14 protein-coding genes are annotated in these 16,205 nt (G+C 55.8%); 6 read left to right on the top strand and 8 right to left on the bottom strand.

What is annotated here, in order from left to right:
• Positions 1 to 477 precede the first annotated feature (477 nt).
• The 3 genes from LAO76_27720 to LAO76_27730 all read left to right on the top strand — a co-directional run bounded on the left by LAO76_27720 (position 478) and on the right by LAO76_27730 (position 2,817).
• Positions 478 to 1,149, top strand: a complete 672-nt coding sequence (locus LAO76_27720) for a hypothetical protein (GenBank protein MBZ5494728.1) — start codon at positions 478 to 480, stop codon at positions 1,147 to 1,149.
• A gap of 243 nt (positions 1,150 to 1,392) precedes the next feature.
• Positions 1,393 to 2,184 (top strand): hypothetical protein, encoded by a 792-nt coding sequence (locus tag LAO76_27725; GenBank protein ID MBZ5494729.1) that lies wholly within the window; start codon positions 1,393 to 1,395, stop codon positions 2,182 to 2,184.
• A 378-nt stretch (positions 2,185 to 2,562) separates the two neighbouring features.
• A complete protein-coding gene (locus LAO76_27730; GenBank protein MBZ5494730.1) occupies positions 2,563 to 2,817 on the top strand; it encodes a hypothetical protein in 255 nt (84 codons plus the stop codon).
• A 221-nt stretch (positions 2,818 to 3,038) separates the two neighbouring features.
• Here LAO76_27730 and LAO76_27735 read toward each other — a convergent pair whose 3' ends face one another.
• The 7 genes from LAO76_27735 to LAO76_27765 form a co-directional block, all read right to left on the bottom strand.
• A complete protein-coding gene (locus tag LAO76_27735) occupies positions 3,039 to 3,443 on the bottom strand; it encodes a helix-turn-helix transcriptional regulator (protein MBZ5494731.1) in 405 nt (134 codons plus the stop codon).
• 3 nt (positions 3,444 to 3,446) lie between these two features.
• A complete protein-coding gene (locus LAO76_27740) occupies positions 3,447 to 3,974 on the bottom strand; it encodes a GNAT family N-acetyltransferase (GenBank protein MBZ5494732.1) in 528 nt (175 codons plus the stop codon).
• Positions 3,959 to 5,167: a J domain-containing protein gene (locus LAO76_27745; GenBank protein MBZ5494733.1), complete on the bottom strand. Its 1,209-nt coding sequence runs from the start codon at positions 5,165 to 5,167 to the stop codon at positions 3,959 to 3,961. Before LAO76_27745 ends, LAO76_27740 begins: the two co-directional genes overlap by 16 nt.
• Before the next feature lie 31 nt (positions 5,168 to 5,198).
• Positions 5,199 to 5,693: a nuclear transport factor 2 family protein gene (locus LAO76_27750; protein ID MBZ5494734.1), complete on the bottom strand. Its 495-nt coding sequence runs from the start codon at positions 5,691 to 5,693 to the stop codon at positions 5,199 to 5,201.
• A 140-nt stretch (positions 5,694 to 5,833) separates the two neighbouring features.
• Entirely contained in the window at positions 5,834 to 6,001 is a 168-nt protein-coding gene (locus tag LAO76_27755; protein MBZ5494735.1) for a hypothetical protein, read from the bottom strand.
• Between the two features lie 75 nt (positions 6,002 to 6,076).
• The gene (gene dnaK / locus LAO76_27760; GenBank protein MBZ5494736.1) at positions 6,077 to 8,011 is read right to left on the bottom strand and encodes a molecular chaperone DnaK; all 1,935 of its coding nucleotides are present in this window, start codon (positions 8,009 to 8,011) and stop codon (positions 6,077 to 6,079) included.
• Between the two features lie 230 nt (positions 8,012 to 8,241).
• On the bottom strand, positions 8,242 to 10,818 hold the full coding sequence (locus LAO76_27765; GenBank protein ID MBZ5494737.1) for a diguanylate cyclase: 2,577 nt from the start codon (positions 10,816 to 10,818) through the stop codon (positions 8,242 to 8,244).
• A gap of 218 nt (positions 10,819 to 11,036) precedes the next feature.
• On the opposite strand from LAO76_27765, the gene LAO76_27770 reads away from it, so the two are divergent.
• Positions 11,037 to 12,362 (top strand): amino acid permease, encoded by a 1,326-nt coding sequence (locus LAO76_27770; GenBank protein ID MBZ5494738.1) that lies wholly within the window; start codon positions 11,037 to 11,039, stop codon positions 12,360 to 12,362.
• A gap of 102 nt (positions 12,363 to 12,464) precedes the next feature.
• Here the strand turns inward: LAO76_27770 and LAO76_27775 are convergent, their stop codons facing one another.
• A complete protein-coding gene (locus LAO76_27775; protein ID MBZ5494739.1) occupies positions 12,465 to 13,847 on the bottom strand; it encodes an APC family permease in 1,383 nt (460 codons plus the stop codon).
• A gap of 203 nt (positions 13,848 to 14,050) precedes the next feature.
• Here LAO76_27775 and LAO76_27780 point away from each other — a divergent pair, with 203 nt between their 5' ends.
• Positions 14,051 to 15,223, top strand: a complete 1,173-nt coding sequence (locus tag LAO76_27780; GenBank protein MBZ5494740.1) for an aminotransferase class V-fold PLP-dependent enzyme — start codon at positions 14,051 to 14,053, stop codon at positions 15,221 to 15,223.
• A 73-nt stretch (positions 15,224 to 15,296) separates the two neighbouring features.
• Positions 15,297 to 15,911 (top strand): transcriptional repressor LexA, encoded by a 615-nt coding sequence (gene lexA / locus LAO76_27785; GenBank protein ID MBZ5494741.1) that lies wholly within the window; start codon positions 15,297 to 15,299, stop codon positions 15,909 to 15,911.
• Positions 15,912 to 16,205: the final 294 nt, after the last annotated feature.

Raw genomic sequence — 16,205 nt, forward strand, 5'->3', positions numbered from 1 at the left:
TAACTGCTCTCGACGGATAAAGGTAAGTCGTGCATTCTTATGAATGTCCATTCGGGCCTCCAGATTTGAGTTGACTGCTCATCACAATCAGCTTCTCTGGTTTTGCTCGAATGGACAACCTCTTGAAATGTCACAGTTAACCTGGACCACTGACCTTCCCGCCGCGTAATGTCTACCGCCTTGAAATAGTAATTCTTCATGAAAAAACCGACGGGGTTCCTTTGTCTGCGGCATTCGGACGGGTCTCGGCTCTTTCCATGTGGTGAAAATCGAACATCTGCGGACGGGGTACGCGTGGCGCGGGGTCCGCTTTGGGTCGCCAAAAAAGTGAATCCTCTCCCATCCCCTCTCATCTATACCTAGCAAAACAAGCGCTTTACGGCGTTTCACAAAAATTGTGTTTAGTTTTCATTGCGCGTTAACCGGCCAGTGGTAGCTTTCGTCTAAGTAAGTAACGCTATAGAAAAAGGTGTGGTAATGGCATTTCAGGCAGTAAAGGCGCAAACAGCGGAAAGCACTATCAACAACTTACTGGCAGCCATGGGCGTGAAAGTGGATGAAGCCGTAGGCAGCGCGATTTCGGCGCTTCTGCACACCGACTCTCATGTGGTTGCGGGCGTGCTTGAAAGCTCAGTGGCAATTCAGGAGTTGGAACGCACGCTGGATCAAACCGTTTTTTCAGCCTTGGAAGGCTGCTACCTTGAAACTGCTGAAATCAAGCACCTCACATCCGCAGTCGCAATTGGCAAAGACCTGTCGCGCTTAGGCAAACTCGCCGCCAACCTGGGACGCAAGGTAAGTGAAGTGGGAAGGCATCATGAGCATGAGGACTTTTCCCGGCTCCAGCCGCTGGCCATCGCAGTCTCTCATCTTTGTCGACAGACGCTGCGCTCGCTGGTGCGTCTTGATCCGGTGCTGGCGCGCAACGCCGCGCATGGCGGGGCTTCCGTGGATGCCTATCGTGACTATGTTTTGCGCGGTCTAAGCCGCCCGGAACCCCACGCCAGGGACGAGCAGGATCTCCACCTGATCTTTGCATCGCGCTGTCTTGAGCAACTCGCGGACAACGCAATCCATCTGGCAGAGAACCTGGTCACCTTTCTTGAAGGCCAGGATGAGCGGGAAGACACCCAAAGCATGGCTTCCTGAAGCCAGATCTTTTGCAAAAAAACCGAAATCTCACTGGGGATGAACACCGAATTTACAAATTCAAAATGGTCCTATTGAACTTTTGAATCTGTGTAAATCAGTGTCATCAGTGTTATCTGCGGTGAGGTTTTGGTTTTTTGTGCAAAGCCGGGACGGATCCGTCCACCCAGAATTTGCACACGATTCACGGCGCTTTAACCCTGCATTCACAATTCTTGTTTATAACTTGCGATAGACGGATGAATGTCGAATCAAGCCGCTCTTTCCTTGGGCGAGAGAGCGGCGGACAAGGTACGCGCAGTCATGACCACCCCGGCAACTCTCCTTCCGCAGGGATCCACCGTGCAATCCCATCTGGTCGGCCTCACGTTGAGCGCATGTTCAGTGGCCAAAGACGAGGTCACGCATGCCATTGACGGCCTGATCAACGGATCGCAACTGGCGCTGATGGCGGTTCGCAAATGTGAAGAGCGGCTGGACAGCATGGACCGCGAAATGGATGAAGAGCTTGCCACGGTGATCACGCAGGTTACGCCACTGCAGGCGCGTGAGCTGCTCGCATGTATGAAGCTCATGCTCGATCTTGAGCGCGTAGGAGATCTGGTTGCCAGTTTCAGCGAACGGTCAGCCATTGTGCGCAACCGCATTGATATGGATGATATTGAGCAGCTAACCCGCATGGGCTGCCTGCTGGAAAACATGCTCAGCACCATGGTCAAGGCCTTTGCCAGCCGCAACATTGAGCAGGCGCTGCATGTGTTGCGTACCGACTCTGAAATCGATCGCCTGCGCAACCTGATTGTCGTTCGCCACACGGAGAATGCTGAAGGACTCAAGGGGCCTGAAAGCTTGCACGTGCTGTCCATGGCCAACTCGCTGGAACGCGCCGGCGACCACATCAAGAACATGGCGGAGGAACTCTGCCATCTCGCGACGGGACACACCATTCGCCATCTGATCCGCGCCAAAGACAAGCCGATTGAACAGATGTTCCTGCAATGGCTGGCCAGGCAGAACCCGGCACAGAGCGAGTAAGAGCGCGTTCCCAAAGCGGCGAGGCCGACTCTTAGTGCTAACTGTAACCTTCATATAACTCGTCATCCCGACGGCCGTTAAGCGAGCGCGCGCTTTTACCAGCGCGCGAGTAGGACGGAGGGACCTGTGCTTGCTTTTTAAAGTTCACGCTATCAATAACCGCTTTTAGGCCGACTTGCGCGCCGAGCCACTCGCTTCAGGGCGGAAAACTCTCTCCCAAGACCAGCCTGCCAAAGCGGTCTGGAGCGTAGCGACATAAAAAAGGAGACACTCTGGGCAGCAGCAGTTTCCAACCCCATTGAATCGGCATCACACTAATTGGTCGCGGTGTCTCCAACCAGGCCGTGATCACAAAACAGCATAAAAAGAGGAGATGCAATGCGTTTGGTAGACAATCTCCGTAAAGCTGAAGAAAAAGGCGTCATGCGCATCCGGCGAGGCGTGGACAGAACTCGCGAAGAATGGGCTGATATTGAACGCCGGATTCGACAGCGCATGCGTATTTATCCACATAAACAAAAGGCTGCCGCGGCTGGCGTCGGACGGATCAACCTCGGTCAGGATGTGCCAGAGCCTTCGTCGGACGAGCCGCGCAAGCCGATCATTTCAATTCGCGGGCAGGATATGAACTGAAGTTAGGTAAACACCAATCCTCCCGCGCAAAACAATGAGCCGGTGTTCCTGAAAGAGCTACCGGCTCAGACTTTGTACAAAAATCCAAAATCTCACCACGGATTACACTGACAACACGGATTTACACGGATCAAAAAATTTCAATAAGGCTATTTCGTAAATTTGAAAATCCGTATTATCCGGTGTTATCCGTGGTGAGATTTTCTTGCGGTTTCGCTTGCCTATTTCTTGCGATCGCGCGGCGTTACGTTGATCGTTGGCTTGCGCAGCGGAATGATCGCGCCCTTGCTGGGATCGGCATGGGCATTGCTGGCGCGGAACGCGACTTCATCCTGCACAAAGCGGACAAACTCCTGCATCTTTCGGTTCATGTCTTCCATGCGCTCCCGCATCTGCAGGATGATAGCGATTCCTGCGATGTTCACGCCCAGGTCTCGCGCCAGGTTCAGGATAAATTCCAACCGCTGCAGATCTTCTTCTGTGTAAAGACGCGTGTTGCCGTCCGTACGCGAGGGCTTGAGCAAACCTTCCCGCTCATAGAGCCGCAGCGTCTGCGGATGGATGCCGTACATCTCCGCCACGGAAGAAATCATGTAAGCGCCCTTGGATTTGCGTTTAGCGGTCATGGTTTATCTATTCTGCTTTGCATAAATACAATGGTCATAGCCGCGCCAGAAAATGATCTTCTCGCATGTCAGCCCGTTCTTCTCCGCCACCCGGATTGATGGCATGTTTTCAGGTCGAATCAGCGAGATCACGCGGCCAACGCCCATTTTTGTGAACGCGTACTGCATGCACGCCTGAGCAGCTTCTGTGGCATAGCCGTTGCCCCATAGATCGCGCCGCACATGATAGCCAATCTCAATGTCGTCCCTTCCATCCACGTCCCGTAGGAAGCAGCCGCAGTCCCCAATAACTTCGTTAGTCTTCCGCAGCAGCATCGCCCACAGACCAAACCCCTCGCCTCGATAGCGGTTGCGATTTCGCTCAATCCACTCTTCAACGCCCTTGCGGTCAAAGGCTGCCGGATAATACTGCATTGCCACCGGATCACCCAGCACGGCCAGCAGAGCGTCTGCATCCTGCGGCACAAACTCGCGCAGGCGAAGACGCCTGGTCTCCAGCACTACACGTTGCTTTGCTACACCTTGCTCCACAACTCCGCCCGTGGATCGTCTTTGTGCAGCTCATGCAATTCCTGCCACAGCTCGCGCGCTTTTAAGTCATGGGCCTCAGGGACCATGATCTTGATCTCCACGATCTCGTCGCCGCGATTGTCTTCATGCGTGGCAGAAGGCACTCCTTTTTCGCGTAGCCGCAGCTTCTGTCCGCTTTGCGTTCCCGGTGGGATCTTCAACTGCGAACGGCCATCGATGGTCGGCACTTCAATCTTCGCTCCCAATGCTGATTCCCACGCGGCAACCGGGATAGTCACGTAGATATCGTCGCCTTCGCGGCGAAACACCGGATGCTCGCCCACGCGGATGATCACATATAAATCGCCTGGCTGTCCGCCATGCAACCCGGCATTGCCTTTGCCGGCGATGCGTATGCGCTGTCCGTCGCGCGTACCCGCTTTTACACGTACTTCCAGCGGCTCTGTGCGCTCCACCGCGCCTTCGCCGTGGCATACGGGGCACGGAGGCTGCACCTTGCCGCTACCGCCGCAGCGCGGGCAGGCGACGTTGAACTTCATTCCGCCGCCGGATTGCGTGATGTGGCCGCTGCCATGGCATTGCGGGCAAGTCGTGGGCGTTCCGACGACGCCGCTTCCGTGGCAGTTGGTACAGGTATCAAGTCGCGTAATGCTCAGGCGCATCACCGCGCCGCGAATTGCGTCCCAGAAGCCGACATTCACCTGATATTCAAGATCGGTACCGTGTTCCGGCCCCACTTCCGTGGCTGCCCCGCCGCGTCCTCCGCCAAAAATGCTGGAAAAAATATCGCGGAAGCCGCCTCCGCCGCCTGACCGGCCGCCCGCGCCGCCAAGATCAGAAAAATCAAAGCCATTGAAATCAAAGCCCTGGCCACCTCGGCCGCCTGGAGGCGTTGCTCCAAATCCACCTGCCCCAAATCCGCCGCCACGCGAATAAGCTTCTGCCGCTGCGGGATCGATGTTGTCTGAGTAAAAGCCGAGCTGGTCGTAGATCTTGCGCTTCTTGGGATCGCTCAGCACGTCATTGGCTTCAGAAATTTCCTTGAACTTCTCTTCCGACTTCTTGTCATTGGGATTAACGTCAGGATGGTATTTGCGGGCGAGTTTGCGGAAGGCCTTGCGGATCTCCTCTGCCGAGGCGGTCTTTTTGACGCCCAGCGCGCCGTAATAATCTTTTTGTTGAGTCGTCGCCATGAATTTGGTTTTGCTAATTACTAAGTACTAATTACTGCTTTTCCGGCACCTTCGTCGCCTGCCAGGCCACGGCCTGCCACTTGCCGTTGCGCTTTAAAAAGGTTCCTGTGTTGCGATAGTAAGCCGTCGTCGGCTTGCCGTTCTCAGTGTTGTGCGCGATCAGCCGAAAATTCACGACCGCCATTTCCCCGTAAGGATGGACCGTGAAATCGTCGCCCTCAAAAGTCATTTGCGGGTCGCTGGTTGAGCGAACATCAATATTCTTCAGGATGTCGGCTTTGGTAACGGTCAAGCCGGTGGCGCGCGTATAGATCACATCATCGGCAAAGAACTCCTGAAACACCTTGGGATCGTTCTTGGGCACATTGGCCAGAAAGTCGCGCACCAGTTGCGTGACCTGCTGGGTTGTGGCATCTTGCGGACCGGCAGGCTTGGTGGCCTTCGCATTGTTTTGCGCCAGGGCCATCATCGGTAACAAGGCCGCAACGGCAAACATCCGCAGGCCACGACGTCTCATGTATTTCATCAATTCTCCAGAGCTGCTAGCCACTAGCTACTGGCGGCTAGCTAAACCGAATTTTTTAACTCGCTCATTTTCCGGAAATCCGCAAAGCTGATCCTGCCCATGCACAAGCTAACAGCCAGCAGCTAGCCGCTAGCAGCTTCTTACGCTGCGCCCACTTCCTGGATCATGTACCGCGCGCCCGGTTCGTCTGCCACCGCGCTGGCGACAAACTGCTGCGCTGCTTCTATCGTGTACAGCCCGGGCATTACCACCCAGTTCACAACCTGGCTCCATCCTTCCGCCATTTTTACTACCAGATATTTTTTCAAAAGAGACTCCTTTTGTCGCATAGGCTAAAGGCGGCTTAGCGCCGCCTTTGCCACGCCGTTAGTGTTGCGGAGAACTTATCTCTTGTCCTCCACGTCAACGTACTCTGCGTCTATTACGCCTTCATCTTTCTTTTCCTGCTGCCCGGCGCCGTTCGACTGCGCGCCTGCCTGCGGGCCTGCCCCAGAAGCGCCATCCGCCGGGGCCGCCTGCTGCGCCTTGTACATGGCTTCAGCCAGTTTGTGCGAAGCTGCGGTCAGCTTTTCGCGTGCTGCGTTCATGGCTGCCGCGTCGGTGCCTTCCAGCGCTTTCTTCGCGTCCGCCACCGCCGACTCGACCTGGCCCTTTTCGTCGCCAGAGATCTTGTCGCCGTTTTCCTTCAGCATCTTCTCTACCTGATAGACCATGCCATCAAGCTGGTTGCGGGCCTCGATTTCCTCACGCTTCGCCTTGTCTTCCGCCGAATGCGCTTCGGCTTCCTTGGCCATGCGTTCCACTTCTTCCTTGCTCAGGCCTGAAGAAGAGGTGATCTGGATCTTCTGCTCCTTGTTCGTGGCCTTGTCTTTCGCGGTCACGTTCAAGATTCCGTTGGCGTCGATATCGAACGTCACCTCAATCTGCGGCACGCCACGCGGCGCCGGCGGTAGGCCGGTCAGGTGGAACTTGCCCAGAGTGCGGTTGTCCTTTGCCAAAGGCCGCTCGCCCTGCAACACGTGGACTTCAACCGATGGCTGGCTGTCCGCCGCCGTGGAGAAAGTCTCCGTCTTCTTGGTCGGAATTGTGGTGTTGCGCGGAATCATCTGCGTGGCCACGCCGCCCAGGGTCTCGATCGACAACGTCAACGGAGTTACGTCGAGCAGGAGCAGGTCCTTCACGTCTCCCGCCAGCACGCCCGCCTGCACCGCTGCGCCAATGGCAACAACTTCATCCGGGTTCACGCCCTTGTGCGGTTCTTTGCCAAACAGCTCTTTTACCAGCGCCTGGATGCGAGGCATGCGCGTCTGTCCGCCGACCAGGACTACTTCGTCGATCTTGCTGGCGTCAACGCCCGCATCTTTCAGTGCCTGCTTGCACGGCGCCACGGAGCGCTGGATGATGTCATCCACCATCTGCTCCAACTTGGTGCGCGTAAGCTTCTTCACCAGGTGCTTGGGACCGGTTGCGTCCGCGGTGATAAACGGCAGATTGATTTCGCTTTCCATGGTGGTGGAAAGTTCGATCTTGGCTTTCTCCGCCGCGTCACGCAGGCGCTGCAGAGCCATCTCATTGCCTTTGGCGCGCAGATCAAGCCCTTCATCTTTCTTGAACTCTTCCACAAGCCAGTCAACAATGCGCTGGTCAATGTTGTCGCCGCCCAGGTGCGTATCACCGTTGGTGGACTTCACTTCAATCACGCCTTCGCCCACTTCAAGGATTGAAATATCGAAAGTGCCGCCGCCGAAGTCGTACACAGCGATGGTTTCTTCTTTCTTCTTGTCCAGACCGTAAGCCAGTGCGGCTGCCGTGGGCTCATTGACGATGCGCTTTACATCGAGCCCGGCAACCTTGCCGGCGTCTTTGGTGGCTTGGCGCTGCGCGTCATTAAAGTACGCGGGAACCGTAATCACGGCTTCCGTTACCGACTGGCCAAGGTAATCTTCCGCCGCTTTCTTGAGCTTCTGCAGGATCATCGCTGAAACCTGCTGCGGCGTGTATTCCTGTCCCTGCGCCACCACGGCAACGTGATCGCCCTGGCGCACGACCTTGTAGGGGACCATCTTCATTTCTTCATTCACTTCGTCAAAACGGCGTCCCATAAACCGCTTGATGGAATAAACCGTGTTTTCCGGATTGGTGATGGCCTGCCGTTTGGCCACCTGACCGACAAGGCGCTCACCAGATTTGGTGAAGCCGACCACTGAAGGCGTCGTCCGACCGCCTTCCTCGTTGGCGATAACTTTCGGTTCGCCGCCCTCCATCACGGCCACCACTGAGTTGGTGGTTCCGAGATCAATTCCAATAATCTTCCCCATGGCTTTCAGCCTCCCTGCTTATAAGTGCTTTAAAATAAGTGCATTTACCTATAACAATAAAACGATTATGAGATATGAGTGTCTTACTGTCAAGGGATTAGATGTCATGGTCGGTGAGGAAGTTGCGAGAAAAACAGGGCTTTGCCACAGCAGGGAAGTCCTGCTCTTTCATGGGATTACAGGTTGAGTCAGAGTCGAGGATTGGGTGCCAAGCTTACAGGATTTGCCTTTTACGCTACGGCATTCGGCTGGACTACAGGCGCAAGGGAATGCGCTTTGTTGCCACCTTCAGAGCGTGCGATCTCCAGCGCGCTTTCCACGCGGTTAATCACTTCAGTCACCATGTCCACGGCATCAAAACGCTCTTGCAACACGGCTTCTGCGATTCCTGCGCTGATGGGCGGCGTGCGATCGGTGCCGGGAATTTTTGTGGGCGCCAGCACTTTCCTCATTTTGTCTACCACCAGGAACGCGTTCTTTTCTGTCGTGTCGGCGAGCACCAGCGCGATGGTGGTGAGATCGTAGCGTATGGCCACATCATTCTGGCGGATGTGCGAAGCCAGACTCTGGCCTATCTGCTGCATCAGGTTTTCCACTGCGGTTTCGCCAATCTCCTTCACCATGGCGGAGGCCTTGCCGAAATGAAGCAGCATCAAGGTCAATGGAGTTTTCTGCTGCAGTGACCGCCGCACTTCAGAAAGAAGAACGTCCAGATAAGAAGGCCGCTTCAGCAGGCCGGATTTTTCGTCGGTAACGGCCAGCGTCTTCATCAATGTGCGCAGGCGTACGTTGCTCACCGCCAGCACCATCTGCTCCGCGATGGTCTTCAACACCACCACATCCGTCTGCTGCCATTGCCGCGGGGACGTCTGCTCCAGAATCAGGATCCCGGATTGCTCACCTGAATCGAGCAGTGGCACCGCCAGCAGCGACTCAATGTTCAAGGCGTGAATGTGCTCCGCTGCCGGAGCCAGTTCACGCGATGCCTTGGCATTGGCGATGTTCACCGCGCCGTTCGCCGCAAGTTGCTGCGTGAGTCCAATCAATTTCACGATGGCCATTACATCAGACTGCTTTACTCCCGGCGCGCAGTATTCCAGCGCAGCGGAAGGGGGCTTGCCGATGGTGCACAACCCCGCCACGCATCGGCTGGCGTTATAGTGGCGTCCAATATCGTTGACCGCTGTAAACAGCACGCTTTTCACGTTGACCTGGCGATAAATATTCCGCGTAATCTCCGTGACGCGGGCAAAATTATCTACGGCATTCTCTTCGTAAGTAGCAGCAGAAGGTGGCGGCGGAGCAGCGGCTTTCTCTTTCGGAGCCGCATCTGGAGTAGTGGCTCGCGCCGCTGCTTCATACACTGGCGTGAATCCCGCCGATATATAAAGGTGGCGCAGCTTTTCATTTTTCAGCTCTTCGCGCGGGAAAAGCTTGCTGACGCGTTCAATCCGCTCCAGCGCCTTGGAGCGCATACCGTATTGCAGGTAAATCTCCGCCTGCAGAATAAAGTCTTCCAGCACGGTTGGCTCGGATTCGCCACGCGTCGGCGCTGCCGCGGTCGGCTCAGGCACAGCCACGGCTGCCGCCTGCGGCTTATTGTCAGTCCGATGAAACCGGTTGGCAATGCGGCTGTATGCGTGGTCGTCAATCCGTCCGCGTAGCATCTCAAGGCGCTTGGCGTGGCCGGGCTCGTAAGGATCAAGTTCAGCGGCGCGGTCCAGCGTCTCACCGGCTTGTCCGTACTTGCCTGCGGAATAATAAAGTTGAAAGAGCTTCAGCAGCGTATTGCTGTACTCATGCTCCCGATTCGCGGTGTCAAAGAGTTTGACCAGGTATTCAGTGAATCCGAGCGTCGCCAGCCTGCGATCGGACATTTCATACATGCTGGTAATGAATTCACGCCGCCGTCCTGCGGACGTTTCATGCTCTTCAAGCTTCCTGGCCAATTCCAGCGCGCCACGCGTGTCATTGATGTCCAGATAGACGCCTACCAGTGAAGCCACTTCTTCCAATTGCTGTGGGTCTTTCTCGAAAGCTTCCCAGGTGTAAGGTTCGGCTTCCGCCGGACGTTTGGCAGCCATCAGCGCATGGGCGTAAAGCTCACGCAATTCAGGCAAGCCCTTTACCTTGGTCACAACCGGTTCCAGCACGGCCAGGCATTCAGTGACCGCGTTGCGGGAAAACAGTCCACGTCCGTAGAGATAGATTGCCTGGAAGTTCAGTTGGTCGAAATTGTAGGCGCGCTCATAGGATTGAAATCCTGAGCCCGGCGACTCCTGGTCCTGCAAAAGCCCGAGCTGAACAAAGTTCGACGCGGCGGTTTTGCCTTCGCCCAGCGCAGCAGCCTTTTCCCCCGTGAGTTGCAGGTTTTCGATGGTTGGCGAAAGTTCAACAATGCGCTTGCATGCCGCCAGGGCCTGCTTATCTTTGTGTTGCCGTTCGAATCCCTGCAACGCCGTAGTGTAGGCATCCAGCGCTTCTTTGCGGTCGCGCTTTTCCGTGAGCTGGGCGTATTGAAACGTCTGGGTTGGGGTTGGCGTGGTGAGCTTGCAGAGCTTTTTGTAGGTTACTGAGCCTTTGGCGCTTTCTCCGGCTTCAAACTCCTGCTCCAGCAGGCTACTGAACAGGTCCACTCCCTGGGGACGGCGGTCCAGGAGCAGGCAAAGGTCGGCGGCAGCCTGGAGCACCTGGAGGTTCCTGGGCTCTTCCGCAAGAATGTCCAGGTATTCTTCCAGCGCAGCCTCAGGCTTGCTTCTTTGCAGGTACTTTTCCGCTTTTTCAAGTCGCTTGGAGATATCCGCCATGAGTCAATGGATCAAATTCCTCAAAATGCACTCGGAGGGGGCGGCGCCGGGATGCACTGAGGCTGAGTATGTAATTCTATGCGCAATCGCCGGAGCACTCAATGCTTCATCTCGATCCATTAGTAATCGGCTCGAAGAAGCAAACGATTCTGGCAATCTGCCTTAACAACCGTTATAACTTTCCCCAATAATCCAACGAATAAAATGACCGGCCAAAAATGACTGACCAAGAGCAGGGATTAAAGCGGGAATTGACCGCGCGGCAAATGGCCATGGTGGCCGTCGGGGGTTCCATTGGTACGGGATTGCTGCTCGGTTCCGGCGCTGCCATTCAGGTGGCCGGACCCGCCGTGGTGCTCACTTTCGTTTTGAGCGCGCTGATTTCATGGACTGTTGCGATGGCGCTGGGAGAAATGTCTGCAGTCCACCCGGCTGCCGGATCGTTCGGCGTCTACGCCGATCTCTACCTGAATCGCTGGGCCGGCTTCGTTGCTCGCTATGGATACTGGTTTGCCGTGGTCATCGTGGTTGGATCGGAGGTGGTGGCGGCGGCCACTTACATGCGCCAGTGGTACCCGGCGGTTCCGGCCCTTGTGTGGATGGTGGCGTTTGGCCTTTTTCTGCTCGCCATCAACTTATTTTCCGTCGGCCATTACGGCACGTTTGAATACTGGTTTGCCCTGTTGAAGGTCGTCACGATCTTCGTTTTCATTGTGATGGGTACGGCATTATTGTTTGCCGGCAAGGTGCGCCCTCAATATGTAGCGAGTGGCAGCTTCGCTCCGCAAGGCTGGTCGGCTCCGCTGATGGCGATTTCCTTTGGACTCTATAGCTTTCTCGGCATTGAGATGGTGGCCATTTCTTCCGGCGAGGCCCGCTCAAGCAAGGATGTGGCGCGGGCAACGCGCATCGCCTTTGCCACGCTGGTCCTGGTTTACGTGGGGGCCATGGCCGTGCTGGTGGGCGTGATGCCGTGGAAAAATGCGGGCGTTTCTGAAAGCCCGTTTGTCACGGTTTTCAAAGTCGCCGGGATTCCCGCAGCCGGCTTCATTATGAATTTTGTCGTGCTTTCCGCCGCGCTCTCCGGTGCGAATGCCAGTCTTTACGTCGCGTCGCGCATGTTGTTTGCCCTGGCCCGCTCAGGCTACGCTCCACAGCGCATGGGCGTCCTGAATCATCACGGCGTTCCCATGGGCGCGTTGCTAGTCTCGATGGGCGGAATCGTCGGTGCCATCCTGCTGCAGCTGCGCACATCGAATGCTTATCTCTATATCATCAATGCCGCGCTGGTGGGTGGAATGATTGCGTGGCTCATTTCGCTGCTGGCGCATGTCCGCTTCCGGCGAACAGTTTCCGACGCTCAATTAGCAGAGATCGGTATACGCTCACCGCTGGGAGGCACCGGCTCTATTCTTGGATTCATCGCGATTGTAGCCGCGATTGCATGCACGTGGTGGGTATCGCAGTCCAGCGTGGCCGCGAAGAGCGCAGGGATTTATCTGGTGGTGCTGACGGCGGGGTATTGGGCGGTGAGAAAAAAATAGGGCGCTTTCCCGATTCGAGGCATTTTTCTGAAATCTCGAGCGTAGCGAGAGATCCCTATCGCAACAATAATTCTTTCCACTGCGATTACCCATACTCACATATCATTTCGGACGCGGGCCGTTCTCACCTGAAGTTTCTTTCAGATCATAGGGCTCTCTCGCTGCGCTCGAGACGGGTGAAGCCCTCCCCGCCACAAAGTAATAGACCACTCCCATCGCCATCAGGACCAACCCGAATCCCAACTGGCTCACGCTGCCCAGCCGCCACACATCAAGTTGCTCTCCGCGATTTTTAATCAGCGCAATCAGTAGCAACGCCGTAGGACCAACCCCGATGGCAATAGCACCGAAGATGCCGCCCGGCACCCGGAACGGGCGCGCAAGTTCCGGCTCGCGAATACGCAGCATGATCAACGCCAGAAATTCCAGCACCAGGCTCGCGCCGTAAAGAAGGATGTCGAGCATAATGAGCTTGTCAAAGCTCAGTCCCAGCGATGCGGCCCATGCAATGCCCAGAACAATGATGGCGATCCAGGGCGCTCCATCTTTAAGCTTGCGCGTAAAAATCTTTGGCAGGTGTCCGTCTTCCGCCATCGCCACAGGCAGACGTGAATAAGACATTACCAGCGAATTGAAAGTGCCAAACTCGCTGATCATGGCTGCGCCTACCAATAAAGCGCCTAGCCACGGCCCAACCACCATTGAAGCGATGCTGGCCCAGCTTCCGGCAGACCAGACTTCTGGCTGGACATGCAGGTGCCAGACGGCAAGCACCGGAATAACGTAAGAAAGAATGATCGCCGCCAGAGCCAGCATCATCACGCGCGGATAAGTCTTCTGCGGGTCCTCAACTTCATTGGCCACGGTGGAAGCGTTGTCCCATCCCATGTAGTTCCACATGGCCACCAGCATTCCGGTAAGCAGGCTGCCCTGCGCGGGAGGCGTTGGTCCCAGAGTGATGTGGCGAAAAAATGCATAGCCGGTAATGAGCGCGAACGGAGCCAGCATGAGCGCGCCCAAAAGCATTGAGCCGACGCCCACGGCTTTTGCGCCCAGCAGGTTCCACATCATGCAGACGGCGATCATGGCGGCTGCAATCGCTACGCCACGATGTCCCGCCACTCCTTCCGGCCAGAGCCGCCCCAGATACAGCACGAACAGAGTGGGATAGATGGCCATATCAAAGATGCTGGCTACCAGCGAGAGCCACGCTTCCTGAAAACCCCAGAAAGGCCCCATGGCGCGGCGCACCCAGACGTAAAAACCGCCTTCGGCGGGAATTGCGGCGGCGAGTTCGCCCACCATCAGGCTAGTGGGCAGGCTCCAGATCAAAGGGATAATAAAAAGAATGACGATGGCGAGCTTGTAGCCCGTGTCCTGGACCAGTTCCTCAACGCCATACGGGCCGCCGGAAACCATGAAATATGTGGCCGCGGCCAGCGATAAAACTGTCAGCTTGCGGCGGGATCCCTGAGTTTTTCGCATCTTCGTGAAATGCAATATAGCATCGCTGCAAATTTGCAGGAGAAGTATTATTGTCGCCGCAGATTTCCGCAGAAACGCGCAGATCAAAAACTGAGCCGCGAATCAACGCGAAAGTACGCGAATTGGTGATTCGTGTTTATTCGTGTGGATTCGCGGCTAATTTAAACTAATCAGGTAAACTTTGATTGTCCTTGAGAGGCACCATGACTGACGACTTACTTCGCTTTCGCCCAGAATTTCCCATCCTGGAACGCACCACCTACATGATCAGCAACTCGCTGGGCGCAATGCCTCGCGGCGTGTATGACTCAACGCGCGATTTTTGCGATATATGGGCCACGCGCGGCGTCCGCGCCTGGGAAGAAAAATGGTGGATGATGGCCGTGGAAGTGGGCGACGAAATTGGCGCGATCATGAACGCCGCGCCGGGTTCGGTGGCCTTGCAGTTGAACGTCACCAGTTGCCAGGCCGTAATCGCCAGCTGTTTTGATTTCAGCGGCAAGCGCAACAAGATCGTTTATAGCGACATGAATTTTCCTTCCGTGATGTACTTCTGGGAAGGCCAGCGCAGCCGCGGCGCGCGCGTCAATATGGTCCGCACAGATGACGGCGTTCACGTGCCCACCGAGCGTCTGATCGACGCAATCGATGAAGAGACTCTTCTCGTCCCCATCTCGCACGTGGTGTTCCGCAGCTCGTATATCAAGGACGTAAAGGCCATCGTGGAAAAAGCGCATCGTGTGGGCGCGCTGGTGGTGATGGATTGTTTTCAATCGCTGGGTAATGTCCCGGTGGACGTGCAGGCGCTCAACGTAGATTTTGCCGTGGGCGGCGTGCTCAAGTGGCTGTGCGGCGGAGCGGGCACGTCTTATTTATATGTACGGCCCGATCTGGGCAAGAAACTTCAGCCGGGATTTACCGGCTGGTTTGCCCATGAGCATCCATTTGAATTTGAGATTGGCGCCAGCCACTATGGTGATGCGCCCTTCCGCTTCATGCAGGGAACGACCAATGTCCCGGGATTTTATACGGCGATGCCGGGATTGAAAATTATTCGTGAAGCCGGCGTGGCGCGGATCCGCGAGAAATCGAAAAAGATGACGTCGCGGCTGATTGAACTGGCGGACCAGCGCGGCTGGCGCGTGAATGCTCCGCGCGATCCCGAGCAGCGGGGAGGGACAGTTGCCATCGATATGCCCAACGCGAAAGAAGTGTGCCAGGAGTTGCTGCAGCGGGACGTGCTGGTGGACTACCGGCCAAAGGCCGGGGTGCGGTTTTCCCCGCATTTTTACAACACAATGGAAGAGATTGACCGGGCGATCGCGACGGTGGATGAGATCCTGAGCGCCATGCCGGCAGGGGTGGCGGCCAGGTAAAGTTGAGTTTTTTGGTTCCATTTGCACAATTTCTGTTGATAATTCGCCTTTGGTTCGGTAATATTTCGCTTGTATGGCAATAACAAAGCGACAACGGCAGGTTTACGACTTCCTTCAGGAATTCATCCAGCGCAATGGCTACTCGCCTTCTTTTGAAGAAATCGGCGATGGGCTGGGCCTGAGTTCACTGGCAACCGTGCATAAGCACATCTCCAACCTGGAGAAAAAGGGCCTCCTCAAGCGCGACTATAACCGCAGCCGGTCCATTGACGTGCTGCCGGTGCGCGGAATGTTCAAGCGGACACCACCCAAAGACCTTGCGCTCCCGCTCATGGGACGCATCGCCGCCGGACAGCCGATTGAGGCCGTGGAAACTCCAGAAACCATCTCCCTGGGCGACATCACCCGTTCCAAAGACGTCTTTGTGCTTCAGGTAAAAGGCGAGAGCATGAAGGACGAGCACATTGTGGACGGCGATTACGTTTTGGTGGAGAAAACCCAAAATGCCCACGATGGCGAAATCGTGGTGGCGCTGGTGGAAGGCACAGACGCGACGCTGAAGCGGCTGTATCGCGAAGGCTCGAACATCCGCCTGCAACCTTCAAACGCCGCCATGAAACCGATCATCGTCCCGGCGAAATCCGTAAATTTGCAGGGAAGAGTGATTGGAGTGCTGCGGAAATACTGAATCGGCAATTGAGATTCGAAATTGACCACATCCGCCCGCGTGAATGCGGGCGTTTTTGTGTATATAGTCAAATTCTTCAGGCCCTCGGTAAGCCGCTTCGGCTAAAGTGGTTCTAGGATTGCTGTATCCCAAATCACTGATCTCTGTCCTTATGAATACGCCATCCTGTCTATAACAACGACGGCGATGTCAAGGGCAAACGAAGGCGTCGACGCCCTCGGGTTAGGAGAAGCGCCATTTCGCTCTCGATGAAATTCTTCCAACTATTCACGAAACCAAGACCCGTACTCTTTC

The sequence above is a fragment of the Terriglobia bacterium genome, assembly GCA_020072645.1.
In the GTDB taxonomy this organism is placed as follows: Bacteria; Acidobacteriota; Terriglobia; order Terriglobales; family Acidobacteriaceae; genus Angelobacter.